Raw genomic sequence first — 14,086 nt, 5'->3', positions numbered from 1 at the left:
GGCGACTACTACTTCGCGGTCACCATCCCGACCGACTTCTCCGCCGACCTGGTCTCCGCGGGCGGCGACGACCCGACCGCGGCGCAGATCGACGTCACCTACAACGACGCCAACTCCTTCATCGGCACGACCCTCGGGCGCTCGGCCATGGACCACGTGCGCGACGCGGTCGCCGCGACCGCCGGCGAGGAGGCCGTGGACCAGGTGCTGGTCGGGCTGGGCTCGGCGCGCGACGGCATGCTGCAGGCGGCCGACGGGGCGATCTCGCTGCGGGACGCGTCGACGCAGCTGAGCGACGGCGCGCAGCAGGTGGCCGACGGCGCTGCCTCAGCACACGACGGTGCCGCGCGGCTCGCCGACGGTGCCGCGGCGCTCGACGACGGCACCGGGCAGGTGGCCTCCGGCGCAGCGACGCTGGCGTCCGGCGCCTCGCGGCTGTCGACCGGCGCGCGGACCGCGGCCGACTCGAGCACCACGCTCGCGGCCGGCACGCGGTCGGTCGCCGACGGTGTCCACACCGCCACCGAGCAGGTCGACGCCCTCACCGGTCAGCTGCCCGCACTGACGACCGGGCTCGACCAGGTCACGGCCTACCTCGCGGCCCGCGCCGCTGCCGGGGACCCCGACGCGGCCGCGCTGCTCGCCGGGCTGGCAGGCACCACGCTGCCGTCCTCCGACGAGGTCGCGACGATGACCGGCCAGCTGCACGCGCTCGACGCCGGCGCGTCCCAGACGGCCGCCGGCGCCCAGCAGCTCAGCACCGGGCTCGGCACGCTCGCCGACTCCTCCGACACCCTGTCCACCGGCGCGTCCTCGCTGGCCACGGGCGCTCAGCAGGCCGCCGACGGCGCCACTGCGCTCTCCACCGGCGCGTCCACACTGGCGACCGGCACCGCGACGCTCGCGGACGGCGCCGCACAGGTGGCCGACGGGTCCGGCGCGCTGGGCGGCGGCGCGCAGCAGCTGGCCGACGGGCTGACCGACGGCGCCTCCCAGATCCCCGACGACACCGACGCGCAGCGCACCGCGCGCGCCGACGCGCTGGCCACCCCCGTCGCGATCGACGACGAGGACGTGGCCCCGGCGGCGAGCCTCGGCGAAGGGTTCACTCCCCTGTTCATCCCGCTCGCCCTGTTCGTCGGCGGGCTGATCACCTGGCTGCTGCTGCGGCCGCTGCCCACCCGCGCGCTGGCCACGCCCGCGTCCGGCCTGCGGGTCGCGCTCGCCGGCTACCTGCCGTCGCTGGTGATCGGCGCCGGCCAGGTCCTGCTGCTGCTCGGCGTGGTCGGTCTCGGGCTCGGCCTGAGCATCGGGCACCCGGTGGGCACGGTCGCGTTCCTGCTGCTGGTCGCCGCGACGTTCCTCGCGGTGCAGCAGATGCTGATCGCCGTGCTGGGGTCGGCCGCGGGCAAGGTGGCGACGATCGCGCTGCTCATGCTGCAGATCACCTCGGCCAGCGGCACGTACCCGGTGGAGACCACCCCCGCGTTCTTCCAGGCGATCCACCCGTTCCTGCCCATGACCTACGCGGTCGAGGGGCTGCGCGACCTCATCACCGGCACGCCGGACGCGCGCCTCGGGATCGCGGTGGCGTACCTGGTGGGGCTGACGCTGGCCTCGCTCGCCGTGACGTCGTGGAAGGCCGGGCGGCTGCGGACGTGGACCGTGGCGCGCCTGCACCCCGCGCTGAGCATCTGAGAGGCTGACGCCCATGCGCACGTCGGCCACCAGGGAGCACATCGTCGAGGCGGCGCTCGCGCTCGTCGCGGACCGCGGCTTCACGGCCACGTCCGTCGACGACATCGCCGCCGCGGCGGGCGTCGCCAAGGGCAGCGTGTTCTACAACTTCGGCTCCAAGTCCGGGCTGTTCGAGGCGATCATCACCGAGGGCGTCACGCGCCTCACCGCCGCCCTGCGCGACGCCGCCGATGGCCTGCACGGCCGCGACGCGCTCGAGGCGCTGGTCACCGAGCTGCTCGGCCAGGTCCGCGCGCACCCGGACTTCGCCAAGCTCATGGTCGCCGAGACGTTCCGCACGGGCCGCAGCTGGCAGGACTCGATCCGGCTGGTGCGCGACGAGTCGATGGGGACGTTCGCGACGGTCGTCGCCGAGACCTGGCCCGAGCGGGACGCCTCGCTGACGGCCGCGGCCCTGTTCGGCGCGACGCTGCTGGCCGGCCTCGAGTGGCTGGTCTTCCAGCCGGACCGCTCGCTCGACGAGGTCCGCGCCGCGGTGCTGGGCACGCTGCACTGAGCCGCCCCGGGGGCCCGGGGCTAGGGTCGAGCGAGGTCGCCCCGACGTCAGCTGGAGGATCCGCGATGCCGACCGACCCACCCGCGAACGGCGTCCACTCCGAGGTCGGCCGCCTGCGCAAGGTCCTCGTCTGCGAGCCCGGACTCGCGCACCGGCGCCTGACGCCGACCAACGCGGCCGACCTGCTGTTCGACGACGTGCTGTGGGTGGAGAACGCGATCCTCGACCACCGGGCGTTCGTCGCGGAGCTGCAGGCCCGCGGCGTCGAGGTGCTGGAGCTCCACGAGGTCCTCGCCCGGACGATGACCGTGCCGGGCGCGCGGGACTGGCTGCTGGACCGCAAGATCGTGCCCGACGACGTCGGCCTGGAGCTGGTCGACGACGCCCGGGAGTTCCTCGAACGCCTGGAGCCCCACCGGCTCGCCGAGTTCCTCATCGGCGGTCTGGCGACGAACGACGTGACCGGCGGGTTCGACGACGGGCACTTCGCGCTCGCCGAGTACTCCCCGGACGCCCGCGAGTACGTCATGCCCCCGCTGCCCAACACCCTCTACACGCGCGACACGACGTGCTGGCTGCCGGGCGGCGTCACGCTCAACCCGCTCTACTTCCCGGCCCGGCGCGACGAGACGCTGCTGATGAAGGCCGTCTACCGGTTCCACCCCGACTTCGCCGGGTCGACCGTCCTGTGGGGCGACCCGGAGCGCCACTGGGGCCGCGCGACGATCGAGGGCGGCGACGTGATGCCCGTCGGCCACGGCACCGTCCTGGTCGGCATGAGCGAACGCACGTCCCGCCAGGGGATCACCCAGCTCGCGGCCGCGCTGTTCGCGCAGGGGGCGGCCGAACGCGTCGTCGTCGCGGGGATGCCCCGGCTGCGATCGGCGATGCACCTGGACACCGTGTTCACCTTCGCGGACCGGGACGTCGTGACGCTCTACCCGAAGATCGTCGACGAGATCCACGCGTTCACGCTGCGTCCGGCGGACCGCGGGCAGGTGCACATCACCGACGAGGGCACCGCGCGGTTCGTCGACGTCGTCGCCCGCTCGCTCGACCTACCGGAGCTGCGGGTCATCGAGACCGGTGGGGATGCCTACGCGTCCGAGCGGCAGCAGTGGGACAGCGGCAACAACGCGGTCGCGGTCGAACCGGGCGTCGTGTTCACGTACGACCGGAACACCGCGACGAACGCCCTGCTCCGGGCCGCGGGGATCGAGGTCATCGAGATCCGCGGGGCCGAGCTGGGCCGCGGCCGGGGCGGCGGCCACTGCATGACCTGCCCGATCGTCCGCGACGCCTGACCCGACCCCTGACCCGACCCCTGGGAGCATGAGAAAGGCCCCTGCCCGTCATCGGGAGGGGCCTTCTCGTGACTAGCTGAGGACCGAGGTCACTCCGCCGCGCGCTGCTGGGGCACGCCGGTGAGGAGCTGACGCACCTCGGACTCGTGGAAGCGGCGGTGGCCGCCCAGGGTACGGACGGCCGAGAGCTTGCCGGCCTGGGCCCAGCGCGTGACCGTCTTCGGGTCGACGCGGAAGAGCACGGCAACCTCGCCCGGCGTGAGCAGAGCGCCCTGCGAGAGGGGTGCCTCGGTGGTGGTGACAGCCATGATCGTTCTCCTGTCGTTCGGTAGCTCGGCTGGCCCTGTGGGCCCCGTGGCTTTGCGTCCCCGCCTTGCGGCGGGTTTGCCGTTGTCGCTGACGAAGGGAACTATGCCCGAAACTGGACAACTGTGCAACAAGCGCCGCCGCACGTTTCGCGCGCAAACGGGTGATTTATATCCGGCCATACCGGGCGCGGACGAACGAGTAGATGCCGTAGGCGACAAACCCGAGGGCCACGATGACCAGCAGAGCGACCCCCGCGGGCTGGTCCCGGAGGGTGTGCAGGGCTCCGTCGAGGCCCGTCGCCTTCGACGGGTCGGCCTGCGCGGCGGCCGTGACGAAGAGCACTCCGACGATCGCGAGCGCGACCCCCTTGAGCACGTACCCCGCCACGCCGAGGCGCCGGACCGCGGGCCCGGCGACGCCGGAGGGCAGCCGGTGGAGGTCCTCGAGGAACTTCTTGGTCCACCCCTTGTAGACGTGGTACCCGCCGACGGCGACGATCGCGACCCCCACGGCGGCGACCAGGATCCGACCGCCGGGCGCGCCCATCAGCTTCGCCGTCAGGTCGGCGGTCTGCTGCGAGCTGGACGTCCCACCGCCGCGCGCGAAGCTGAGGGCCGCGAACGCGAGCGCGAGGTAGACCACCGCGCGGCCGATCGCCTTCGCCCGGTCCCCCGCACCGGTGGCGCCGGAGCCCGACGAGGTCGGCGAGCCACCGTGGAACGCCTTCGCCACCTGCCAGGCGCCGAGCGCGAGGAACGCCAGGACCGAGAACCACAGGACGATGCCGCCGAACGGAGTGCTCGCGATCGCTCCCAGGGCACCCGACTGGTCGGCCTGCTGCGTCCCGTTGCCGAAGGCGATCCGCAGGGCCAGCAGCCCGATGAGCACGTGCAGCACGCCGCTCACCGCGTACCCCGCCCGTGCCGCCAGCTCCCAGGACTGCTCCACGTTGGCTGTACCGCTCGTCGCCACCACTGCCCTCTCCTCTCGACCGACCGAAGGCCCGATCGTGGCAGGGGTGGTGCGGTCCGGCGACCCGAGAGTCTCGGCGATGGTGGGGCAGGTGGGGCTTGAACCCACGACCCACGGATTATGAGTCCGCTGCTCTGACCGGCTGAGCTACTGCCCCGAGGCACCGCACACCCTACCGAGGCTCACTCGGGTGCGTTGTCGGCACCGCCGCCCAGCACGTACGGGTCGGTCACGCCCGTGTACGCCAGGTGCGCCACGAGCCCCTCCTGCGCGTGCGGGAGGTTGTGGCAGTGGTCCATCCAGACGCCGGGGTTGTCGGCGACGAACGCGACCTCGTACGTCTCCCCCGACGACATCTCGAGCGAGTCCGTCCACCACGGGCTCCCCGTGGACGGCTGCCCGTCCCGCGACAGCACCAGCAGGTGGTGCCCGTGCAGGTGCATGGGGTGCGGCTGGCCGGAGGAGTTGCGCAACGTCATGCGCACGACGTCGCCCTCGCTCACCATGAACATCGGGACGTTCGGGTAGGTGTGCCCGTTGATCGTCCACTGCAGGCCGGGCCGACCGTCGACGAACCCCGGCCGCCGGCCGATCGCGTAGGTGAAGTGCCGGTCAGCGGCACGGGGGTCGAAGCCGACGTCGGTGGGCGTGCCGTAGGTGAGCAGGTCGAGCGCCGCACGCGGGTCGTCGCCGTCGGCGGCGTCGTCCGAGGGGCCGACGACGACCGACTGCGAGCCGAGCCGCACGCGCACCGACGAGCCGTCGGACGGCACGGTCACCTCCAGGTCGCCCCGTCCCCCACCGCCGAGCACGACGGCCTGGTCGCTCACCGCGCCGGGCCCGTGCACCTCCCGACCGTCGACGGCGAGCAGCCGGTACTCGGCGCCGGGGACCCACGCGCGCAGGACGCCCGACCCGGTGTTGACCACCCGGACCCGGACGCGATCGCCGGCCGCGGCGTCGGCACGCAGGTCGTCGGCGGACCCGTCGATGGTGGGCGTCGACCCGTAGGTGTGCACGGCCGCGACCACGTCGGCGTCGTCGTCGCCGGTCGCGGGGTGCACCACGAGCACACCGAAGAGCCCGCCACGCACCTGCGCGTGCGAGACCTGGTGCGAGTGGTACCAGAACGTCCCCGCGTCCTGCACGACGAACCGGTAGACGTGCGAGCCGCCGACGGGGACCGCGTCCTGCGTGACGCCGGCGACGCCGTCCTCGGCGTTCGGGACGTCGACCCCGTGCCAGTGCAGCGTGGTGCCGTCGGCGACCGACCTGTTGACCAGCGTGACCTGCACGAGGTCGCCGACCACGGCCTGGATCGTCGGTCCGGGCGAGGAGCCGTTGAGCGTGAACCCCTCGATGGACCGGCCGCCGCCGACCTGGACACGTCCCGACTCGGCGGTGAGCGTCACGTCGACGTCGGGGGTGCCCGTCGACGGGCCGGTGAGCGAGGAGACGCTCACGGTCGGCCCGTCGACGGTCGCGTGGTCGTGGGGGCTCGACGACGCCGTCGGGCCGCCACCCGCGTCGGGGTACCCCATCTCCATGACCGACGCGTTCGCCGGCACCAGGCTGGTCCACCAGAACCAGGCGAGCGGGCCGAGGACGAGGACCGAGGCGGCCACGGCCGCCACGATGCGACGTCGCCGACCCAACGCCTCCCGCTCGGTCATCGGTCAGGCGGTCGCCGGGGCCGCATCGGTGCTCGCGGTCGCCGTCGCACCCCGGGGCACCCGTGAGGCCGCGGTGATGCTCACCCCGAGCAGGACCAGGGCGTTCAGACCGTGCAGGGCACCGACCGCGGGCGCGCCGAACGCGACGAACGCGAGCGTGATCTGCAGCGCGACAAGCCCGAAGATGATCAGGGCGTAACGCACCGCGCCGGCGAACTTGGCGAAGAACGAGACGATGAGCAGCGCGATCGCCAGGATCGGGATCACCATCGTCCCGACCGTGCCGTGGATCGAGTGCCCGATGTTGCCCTCGTAGTTCGAGTCGATGACGGCTCCGTCGTCGAGCTCGTGGATGGTGGTGAACCAGCCGAGCGCGATGGCGCCCGCCTGGACGAAGACTCCGGCTGCCACCAGGTAGGCGAGCACCCGATACGTAGCTTTCATGGCGTGCCTCTCTCGATCCGTCGCGCTCCGCAGACACGGTCGGGGCGACCGCGCCTGACCTCCAGGATCCTCCGGTGGGCAATCTGATACACCTTGCCCCGTTTCGTCCCTCTGACGGGTGAATCGGGGCGGACGTGACACCCGGGTACCGTGACCCGGTGGCCCTGTTCTCCCGTCGCCGTCTCCCGGCCGCCGCCCGCACCCGGCTCGACCTGCGCCCCGGCGACGCGATCCTCGTGAGCACCGAGCTCACGGAGGACCGCTGGGCCGTCGCGACCCGACGGGCCCTGCACCTGCTGGGTGCCGACGGGTCCGTGGTGCGGCACCCGTGGTCCGACGTCGACCACGGCTCGCTCGACCCCGCCACCCGCACGATGACCCTGCGCTGGGTGTGGGGCGACACCGAGCGCCTGACCTTCGCCGAGGTACCCGGGTCGTTCGCGTTCTCCCAGACCTTCCGTGAGCGGGTGCAGCAGTCGGTCGTCCATGCGGTGTCTGTCACGCTCCCCGGCGGCCACCGGGCGCGGGTCGTCCTGCGCCGCGACGAGGTCGGCGAGCTGTTCACGCAGGTCCTCGGCGATGCGTCCATCGACCTGTCCGACCCCGCCGTCGCGACCGTCGTCGAYGCCGCCGAGGACGAGGTCCGCGACGCCGTCGGACTCCCCCGCTGAGCGTCCGGGGCACCCCCGAACGGCTGCTAGAGTTTCTTCCCGCACGATCCCTCGTAGCTCAATTGGCAGAGCATCCGACTGTTAATCGGACGGTTACTGGTTCGAGTCCAGTCGAGGGAGCCAGCAGACAGGCCCCTGATCAGCGCATGCGTTGACGGGGGCCTTTCTCGTGCCCGCCGACGGCGATCGGGGCGCGGTCCGACGGCCTCGTCCGACGTCGCAGCCCGGGCACCAGGGCCGGCACGCGGGCGGCGTAGGCGTCGTAGTCGCGACCGAAAGCGCGACGCAGGTCCCGCTCCTCGAACCTGATCCCGATGCCGATGTAGGCGCTCATGGTCACGGCGAACAGAACGTGCGACGCACCCATGTGCGGGGTCGCCCAGAAGGCCAGCAGCAGCCCGGTCATCAGGGGGTGCCGCACCACGGCGTGCAGTCCGTCGACCTTCAGCCCTCTCGTCCCGGTGGCGTCCCGCGTCGAGGCCCAGCCGGCCTGCCGGAGCCCGGTGAGCTCCAGGTGGTCGACCGCGAACGTCGCCGCGATGGCCAGGAGCCAGCCGGCGGCGCAGAGCGCCCACAGGGCGATGCTCGCGGGACCGTCGACGTGCCACACCGGGCCGCCCCAGGGCCGCCACAGCGCCAGCAGCAGCACGAGGCACACGTCGGTGGCGAGGACGTACGCCGTGCGTTCCAGCGCCACCGGGACCCGTCGGCGCAGCAGCGCCTTGACCTGGGGCCGCGCCAACACCGAGTGCTGCACGGCGAACAGGAGCAGGAGCGTCAGGTCGATCATGACCGCGACCGCCTCGGAGGTCCGCGGCGGTCCGTCGACGGTCGGCGAGACGACGACGTCGGCGAGGAACGCGACCGTCCACAGCGTGACGACGACGAACCCCGCCCACGCGGCGGCGGACAGGGCCATGAACAGCGGGTTGCGGGTCATGCACCGATGCTCGGGGACCCGCCGGCCCGGCACAGCCGTGGAACTACCTCACTTCACCGGCTCGCTCGCGACGTACCAGGCAGCCACCTGCGCACGCGACCGGAACCCGAGACGCAGCCGGATGCGCTCCACGTGCGACTCGGCCGACCGCTCCGTGATCCCGAGGCGCTCGGCGAGCTCGCGGTTGGTGAGCCCGTCGGCGACCAGGGCCGCGACCTCCGTCTGGCGAGGGGTGAGCCCCGTCGGCACGGCCCGTCGCAGCCGGGGCAGCCCCAGGAAGCCTCTCAGCTCCTCGACCAGCGCCTGCGTGTCCCCGGACGCCGGGAGGTGCGACCGGCCCTCGAGCTCCACCAGCCGAGCGCCCGGGATCGCGTCGGCCAGCGCCCTGCCCTCGGCCACCGGGACGGCGCGGTCCCCACGCCGGTGCAGCACGAGCGTCGGCGCCGAGATCCGCGGCAGCGCGGGCCGCACGTCCAGGTCGTACGCCAGGCCGAGGAGCGCGACCGCCGTCTCGGCCGAGGAGGCGGCCCGCTGGTACCGGGCCAGCGCCCGACGGGTCCCGGCATCCGCGTCGGGAGCGAAGATGTCGGTCAGCAGGTCCGATCCGAGCCCCCAGTGGGTCGCGAGCAGCCCGAGGACGTGCCGCCGGCTGTCCTCGTCCCCGAGGGCGGCGCCCGCGACCCAGCCGCCGTAGAGGACGAGCCTCGACACGGTCTCGGGCCGTTCCGACGCCCACAGGGCCGCGACCGGCGCCCCCAGCGACCAGCCGAACAGGTCGACGTCCGCCGCGCCGAGGGCCTCGAGCACGGCGCGGATCGTGGCCAGCTCCAGCGCCATCGTCCGAGGCCCCTCGTAGGGATCGGACAGGCCGCAGCCCGGGCGGTCGTAGCGCACGAGCGTGCGGCCGGACGACAGCGCCTGGTGGACCATGCGCTCGGACGGGATCGACCAGCCGAGCTCGAGGTGGCTCAACCAGCCCGGCACCTCCAGCAGCAGCGGACCGCTGCCGGTCAGCGCGAAGGCCACCTTCCCGCCACCCTCGAGGTGCGCCGTCCCCCAGCGCTGCTCCCGCACAGCCACGACACCAGTGAACAGCACGACYGCCGCTCGTCGGCCCGCGCGGGACGACGTCGTCACCCCGCGTCGATCACCGCCATCGTGCACCGGGCGATGCACGCGAGCCTGTCGTCGTCGTCGACGATCCGGACCTCCCAGACCTGGGTGCGACGGCCCAGAGCGACCGGTCGGGCCGTGCCCGTGACCCAGCCGGAGCGGACCGGTCGCAGGTGGTTGGCGTTGATCTCCATGCCGACGCACGCGGCGCCGGGCGCGGCGACGAACGTGGCGGCGCAGCTGACCAGGGTCTCGGCCAGCAGCACCGACGCCCCACCGTGCAGGATCCCGAACGGCTGGCGGGTCCGGCTGTCGACCGGCATCCGACCGCTCAGGTGGTCGGCGCCGAGCTCGGTGAGCTCGATGCCGAGGTGGCCGATCGCGGACGCCGCGCCCATCGCGTTCGCCTCGTCCAGGTCCGGGGAGCCATGCCAGATCGGGGCGAGGGCGGGGTCACGGGTTTGCTGCATGCACTCCATGGTGGCGATCGGACCGCACCGACGCAGCCGTGGAACTACGTCACATGGTCAGCGCCGTCAGGCAGCACCCGGCACCCCTCCGGTACCGGGCGCCGCCCGACGGGCGCGGCTCAGCGGACCTTCGCCGCGACGATCGACCCGTCACCGAAGACGTTCGTCGAGATGTACAGGCGTCCGTTCTGCCACTCGATCCCGGCCGGCTGCGTGAACGCCCCCAGCGGGGTGACCGTCCCGTTGCGGCTGACGGTCGAGACCTGGTTCGCGTACAGCTCGGCGACGAACACCGTGCCGTCCGGCGAGACGGCCACGCCGGTCGCCCCAGCCAGACCCGTGGCCAGGAGCTTGACCGCTCCGGTGCGGGGGTTGACCTTGTAGACCGAGCCGAGGTTACCCAGGCTGCCGTCCTCCGGGCCGCCGGGCAGGGACGTGACGTACAGCCACCCGTCGGGGCCGAGCTCGACGTCCGTCGCCACCGGCTCGAGGTTGACGGTCGCCCCGACCACGCAGTCGGGCAGGCCGATCCCCGCGGCGGCCTCGGCGGTCGCGACGAAGGCGGCCGGCGGCAGGACGGCGACCGTGCGCACGGTGCCGTGCCGGTCGACCGACAGGACGTCGTTGCCGCCCGCGTCGGCGACGTAGGTGATGCCGGGCAGCATCAGGGAGCCGTACCCGTGCGAGTCGACGCCGCCGGGTGCGGGCGCCAGGAACGGCGGCACCATCGCCAGGCACTCGGGCGTGAGCCCCTGGAAGCCGTACGTGTTGACCGCATCAGGGTTGTTCGCCTGCTCGTAGGCCAGCAGGTCGGCGACCTGGGTGACGGTCCCGTTCGGGGAGCGGCGCATCAGCAGCGAGGACGAGACCGACTCGAAGTCACCGACGCGGGTGGCGAACGTGGTGGACCCGAGCAGGGACGACACCGCGGCGAGGTCCGTGCCGAGGGGCTCCTCGACCAGGGTCGTCGGTGCCTGCCCGGGCTTGACGGAGGACAGGAGGCTCGGGACGTCCGGGGAGGGTGACGCCTGGCCGACGACGAGGCCGCCCCACGGGTTGACGTCGAACGTCAGCGGGCCGGTCAGGTGCTCGGCGACGGTCGTCGTCGACCTCAGGACCGGTGGCTTGCTGTGGCCGTGACCGGGATGCCAGGACGACGACAGGTCGTCCACACCATGACGACCCCAGTCGTCCTGCCCGTGCGCGGAGGCGGGGATCGACCCGGCGACCAGCAACCCTGCTGTCGCCGCGGCTGCCCCGAGAGTACGCAGACGCATCTCCAGGAACCTTTCGCTCAGTCGGTGGGTGTCCCGCTGGGCACCGTCGCCCGACAAGCCCGACAAACTGGACATCTGACTATGGCCCGACTGTGCGTTCCCTGTACAGATGCCCCGACAAACCGGAACGGTCAGTCCTGCCAGGAACCCATCCACTCGTCCCACTGGGGCCCGTCGCCGAGGGCGATGCCGGCGCGCGCCTGCTCGTGGAGCCCGCGCACGGCGAGCTCGAGGTAGCGCAGGTGGAGCGCGTCCGCGTGCGCCCGGGGGAACGGCAGCGCCGGGCGCAGGTGCAGGAGGAGCTGCATCACGTCCGCCGTCGTGAACCCCTCGGGCAGCAGACCGTCGGCCCGGTCGCGCGCGACCAGCCGCTCGAGGTTCCTGCGCAGCTCCTCGGACGCCTCGGCCAGCTCCGCCGAGATCGGGTTGCCCCCGCCCGGGGGCTGCAGGATCGGACCTGTGGCGCCGGTGATCTGCCGGGCGAGGAACGTGGCCACGGCGCCACGAGGTGCCGCAACGGAAGGCCCGCCGTCCGGGGCGGCCCCGACCTCGCGAGCAAGTCCGGCCGCCTCGGTCACGGCGTTCACGCGCAGCGCCTCGACCAGCGCCTCCTTGGTCGGGTACCGACGGTAGATCGATCCGACGCCGACGCCCGCGTGACGGGCGATCTCGGCCATCGACGCGTCGTGCCCTCGGGCGGAGAACACCTCGCGCGCCGCCGCGAGCACCGCCGAGTCGTTCGACCGGGCTTCTTGCTGCCGGCCCGGCAGGCGGCGGTCGGGGGCGCTGGGATCCGGCATGGACCCAGTGTAGGAGGATGATAAGGTGGAACGGACGTTCCGTTCCGTTCCAATCTCGCGACAAGGCAGAAGGCGAGCACCACCCATGCCCACCATGACGGAGGCCACCGCGCCGAGCACCCTCGGCGTCCGCGGAGCCAGTGCGGACCGACGAGTGCCCGGCTCCCCCGGGCTGCGTCGGCCCGGCCTGTTCACCTTCGCGCTGAGCGCGGCGGTGTTCGCGTTCTCGCTCATGCAGACGCTCGTGGTGCCCGCTCTGCCGACCATCGGGCGCGAGCTCGGCGCGAGCAGCCTCGGTACGGGCTGGATCCTCACCGCGTTCCTGCTGGCCGGTGCCGTGTTCTCACCGGTGGTCGGCAACCTCGGTGACCGGTTCGGCCACCGCCGCGTGATGCTGACGGCGATGCTCGTCTTCGCCGCCGCGACCCTCGCCGCTGCCGCCGCGCCGAGCCTGGGCGTGCTGCTCGCGGCGCGGGTCGTGCAGGGCGTGAGCACCGCGACGTTCCCGCTCGCCCTCGCGCTCACCCGGTCCAGGCTGACCGGGCCGCGGCTCGCGGCGGCCTTCGGCTGGATCCCGGGCATGATCGGGCTCGGTGCCGGGCTCGCCCTCGTGGTCGGCGGGGTCGTCGTCGACGCCCTGTCGTGGCGGTGGATCTTCGTCATCGGCGCGGCCCTGATCCTGGTCGCGGTGGCGATGGTGGTCGTGTGGGTGCCCCGCGGCGCCGCGGCGAGCGCACCCCGGTCGACCGACTGGCCGGGCATCCTGCTGCTCGCGGGTGGTCTGGTCGGCGTGCTGCTCGCGGTCTCGCAGGGCCGGGTGTGGGGCTGGACGTCGCCGTTGACCGTCGGCGTCGGCGCGGCCGGCGTCCTCCTGCTCGTCGCCCTCGTGCTCGTCGAGCTGCGCACCGCCGCTCCGGTGGTGGACGTGCGGACCTTCCGCCACGGGCCCATCGCGATCCTGAGCCTGCTGACCGTCGTCGTCGGCTTCGTCCCCTACGTCTGCTACGTCGCCCTGCCCCTGCTCATGCAGGCCCCCACGAGCACCGGCTACGGATACGGCATGAGCGTGACCGTCTCGGCGCTGGCCCTGCTGCCGAGCGCGATCCTGGTCTTCCTGGGCGGCCGGCTCACGCCGGTGCTGGTCTCGCGGCTGAGCGGCGGCGGTACGGCCGTCGTGGCGGCGGCCGTGATGGGCATCGGCTCGGTCGTCCTGGCGCTCTGGCCGACCACGCCGTGGATCGTCATCGTGGGCTTCGCGGTCCTCGGCCTCGGCAACGGCATCGGCTATGCCATCTGCGCCCAGCTGGTCGTCACCTGGTCACCGGCGAACGAGACCGGCGCGGCCACCGGCCTGAACGGGGTCGTCCGGACGATCGGCTCGGCGGCCGCGGCGCCGGTCGTGACGGCGCTCCTGACGGCGGGCATGGCCTCGGCTGCGGACCCGGCGCTCGCGTACTCCCTCATCTTCTGGGTCGCAGCCGGTGCGAGCGTCGTCGGCGCCGCCGCCTCGATCGCCCTGGTCGCCACGGCGCGTCGCGCCGGCTGAGTCGGCGGCGGGCGACGGGCTAGCGGCGCGCCGCCCAGACGAGCACGCCGGACCCGTCGACCGCGTGCAGCTCGACGACCGGACCGCCGACGCGTGTCGCCAGCACGTCGCCGGCCTGCGCCGTGCCGACCTCCCAGGTGCCGTCCGGGCCCTCGTAGGTCAGCGCGGGGCCAGGGCCGGCGTCGGACGGCAGCGATGCCGTGCCGCCGCCGGCCTCCAGGCACACCGACCCGCCGCGACCCGCGTACGCGCTGGCACCGCCGGGCAGCGAGGTGACCGAGCCGACGGGCGGCTCGTCGCACGCGTGCACGAC

15 protein-coding genes, 2 tRNA genes and 1 riboswitch are annotated in these 14,086 nt (G+C 73.3%); of the genes, 6 read left to right on the top strand and 11 right to left on the bottom strand.

Translation table 11 applies throughout. The features are described from left to right. The 3 genes from ACXJKG_RS12830 to ACXJKG_RS12820 form a co-directional block, all read left to right on the top strand. Positions 1-1,698 (top strand): YhgE/Pip family protein (locus tag ACXJKG_RS12830; protein WP_456846145.1); only part of this gene is annotated, 1,698 nt, incomplete at its 5' end. 13 nt (positions 1,699-1,711) lie between these two features. Further along, positions 1,712-2,254: a TetR/AcrR family transcriptional regulator gene (locus tag ACXJKG_RS12825; protein ID WP_456846144.1), complete on the top strand. Its 543-nt coding sequence runs from the start codon at positions 1,712-1,714 to the stop codon at positions 2,252-2,254. Positions 2,255-2,319: 65 nt separating this feature from the next. Continuing rightward, positions 2,320-3,558 carry an arginine deiminase gene (locus ACXJKG_RS12820; protein WP_456846143.1) on the top strand — a complete coding sequence of 413 codons (1,239 nt, stop codon included), beginning with the start codon at positions 2,320-2,322 and terminating at the stop codon, positions 3,556-3,558. 89 nt (positions 3,559-3,647) lie between these two features. On the opposite strand, the gene ACXJKG_RS12815 is transcribed toward ACXJKG_RS12820, so the two are convergent. From ACXJKG_RS12815 to ACXJKG_RS12795, 5 genes are all read right to left on the bottom strand, one after another. Continuing rightward, on the bottom strand, positions 3,648-3,866 hold the full coding sequence (locus ACXJKG_RS12815; RefSeq protein WP_456846142.1) for a BldC family transcriptional regulator: 219 nt from the start codon (positions 3,864-3,866) through the stop codon (positions 3,648-3,650). 16 nt (positions 3,867-3,882) lie between these two features. Beyond that, positions 3,883-3,957, bottom strand: a riboswitch (cyclic di-GMP riboswitch). A gap of 75 nt (positions 3,958-4,032) precedes the next feature. Then, entirely contained in the window at positions 4,033-4,839 is an 807-nt protein-coding gene (locus tag ACXJKG_RS12810; RefSeq protein ID WP_456846141.1) for a DUF1206 domain-containing protein, read from the bottom strand. Positions 4,840-4,919: 80 nt separating this feature from the next. After that, positions 4,920-4,996: transfer RNA gene (locus tag ACXJKG_RS12805), tRNA-Ile, on the bottom strand. A gap of 25 nt (positions 4,997-5,021) precedes the next feature. Beyond that, entirely contained in the window at positions 5,022-6,464 is a 1,443-nt protein-coding gene (locus ACXJKG_RS12800; RefSeq protein WP_456846140.1) for a multicopper oxidase family protein, read from the bottom strand. 51 nt (positions 6,465-6,515) lie between these two features. Then, positions 6,516-6,956, bottom strand: coding sequence for a hypothetical protein (locus ACXJKG_RS12795; protein ID WP_456846139.1), 441 nt, complete (start codon positions 6,954-6,956; stop codon positions 6,516-6,518). 158 nt (positions 6,957-7,114) lie between these two features. Between ACXJKG_RS12795 and ACXJKG_RS12790 the strand changes: the two genes are divergently transcribed. Together ACXJKG_RS12790 and ACXJKG_RS12785 are read left to right on the top strand one after the other, a co-directional pair. Then, positions 7,115-7,627, top strand: a complete 513-nt coding sequence (locus tag ACXJKG_RS12790; RefSeq protein WP_456846138.1) for a hypothetical protein — start codon at positions 7,115-7,117, stop codon at positions 7,625-7,627. 47 nt (positions 7,628-7,674) lie between these two features. Then, a tRNA-Asn gene (locus ACXJKG_RS12785) sits at positions 7,675-7,750 on the top strand. Positions 7,751-7,766: 16 nt separating this feature from the next. Here the strand turns inward: ACXJKG_RS12785 and ACXJKG_RS12780 are convergent. From ACXJKG_RS12780 to ACXJKG_RS12760, 5 genes are all read right to left on the bottom strand, one after another. Further along, positions 7,767-8,567 (bottom strand): methyltransferase family protein, encoded by an 801-nt coding sequence (locus ACXJKG_RS12780; protein WP_456846137.1) that lies wholly within the window; start codon positions 8,565-8,567, stop codon positions 7,767-7,769. 48 nt (positions 8,568-8,615) lie between these two features. After that, positions 8,616-9,647, bottom strand: a complete 1,032-nt coding sequence (locus ACXJKG_RS12775; RefSeq protein ID WP_456846136.1) for an alpha/beta fold hydrolase — start codon at positions 9,645-9,647, stop codon at positions 8,616-8,618. A gap of 53 nt (positions 9,648-9,700) precedes the next feature. Then, complete coding sequence (locus ACXJKG_RS12770; RefSeq protein ID WP_456846135.1) at positions 9,701-10,150, bottom strand: hotdog fold thioesterase; 450 nt, start codon at positions 10,148-10,150, stop codon at positions 9,701-9,703. A gap of 119 nt (positions 10,151-10,269) precedes the next feature. Next, entirely contained in the window at positions 10,270-11,427 is a 1,158-nt protein-coding gene (locus tag ACXJKG_RS12765) for a ScyD/ScyE family protein (RefSeq protein WP_456846134.1), read from the bottom strand. A 131-nt stretch (positions 11,428-11,558) separates the two neighbouring features. Continuing rightward, complete coding sequence (locus tag ACXJKG_RS12760; protein WP_456846133.1) at positions 11,559-12,227, bottom strand: helix-turn-helix domain-containing protein; 669 nt, start codon at positions 12,225-12,227, stop codon at positions 11,559-11,561. Positions 12,228-12,312: 85 nt separating this feature from the next. Here ACXJKG_RS12760 and ACXJKG_RS12755 point away from each other — a divergent pair, with 85 nt between their 5' ends. Then, positions 12,313-13,773, top strand: a complete 1,461-nt coding sequence (locus ACXJKG_RS12755; RefSeq protein ID WP_456846132.1) for an MFS transporter — start codon at positions 12,313-12,315, stop codon at positions 13,771-13,773. A gap of 19 nt (positions 13,774-13,792) precedes the next feature. On the opposite strand, the gene ACXJKG_RS12750 is transcribed toward ACXJKG_RS12755, so the two are convergent. Next, the coding region (locus ACXJKG_RS12750) for a hypothetical protein (protein WP_456846131.1) at positions 13,793-14,086 on the bottom strand (294 nt) is incomplete at its 5' end.

The organism is Cellulomonas sp. P5_C6, from assembly GCF_054049635.1.
Note: the sequence above shows the minus strand (reverse complement) of the source record. Positions and strands in the feature narration are given on the sequence as shown.

Coding starts and splice junctions, on each gene's coding strand:
- ACXJKG_RS12825 (WP_456846144.1), top strand. CDS start 1,712: ATGCGCACGTCGGCCACCAGGGAGCACATCGTCGAGGCGGCGCTCGCG.
- ACXJKG_RS12820 (WP_456846143.1), top strand. CDS start 2,320: ATGCCGACCGACCCACCCGCGAACGGCGTCCACTCCGAGGTCGGCCGC.
- ACXJKG_RS12815 (WP_456846142.1), bottom strand. CDS start 3,866: ATGGCTGTCACCACCACCGAGGCACCCCTCTCGCAGGGCGCTCTGCTC.
- ACXJKG_RS12795 (WP_456846139.1), bottom strand. CDS start 6,956: ATGAAAGCTACGTATCGGGTGCTCGCCTACCTGGTGGCAGCCGGAGTC.
- ACXJKG_RS12780 (WP_456846137.1), bottom strand. CDS start 8,567: ATGACCCGCAACCCGCTGTTCATGGCCCTGTCCGCCGCCGCGTGGGCG.
- ACXJKG_RS12770 (WP_456846135.1), bottom strand. CDS start 10,150: ATGCAGCAAACCCGTGACCCCGCCCTCGCCCCGATCTGGCATGGCTCC.
- ACXJKG_RS12765 (WP_456846134.1), bottom strand. CDS start 11,427: ATGCGTCTGCGTACTCTCGGGGCAGCCGCGGCGACAGCAGGGTTGCTG.
- ACXJKG_RS12760 (WP_456846133.1), bottom strand. CDS start 12,227: ATGCCGGATCCCAGCGCCCCCGACCGCCGCCTGCCGGGCCGGCAGCAA.
- ACXJKG_RS12755 (WP_456846132.1), top strand. CDS start 12,313: ATGCCCACCATGACGGAGGCCACCGCGCCGAGCACCCTCGGCGTCCGC.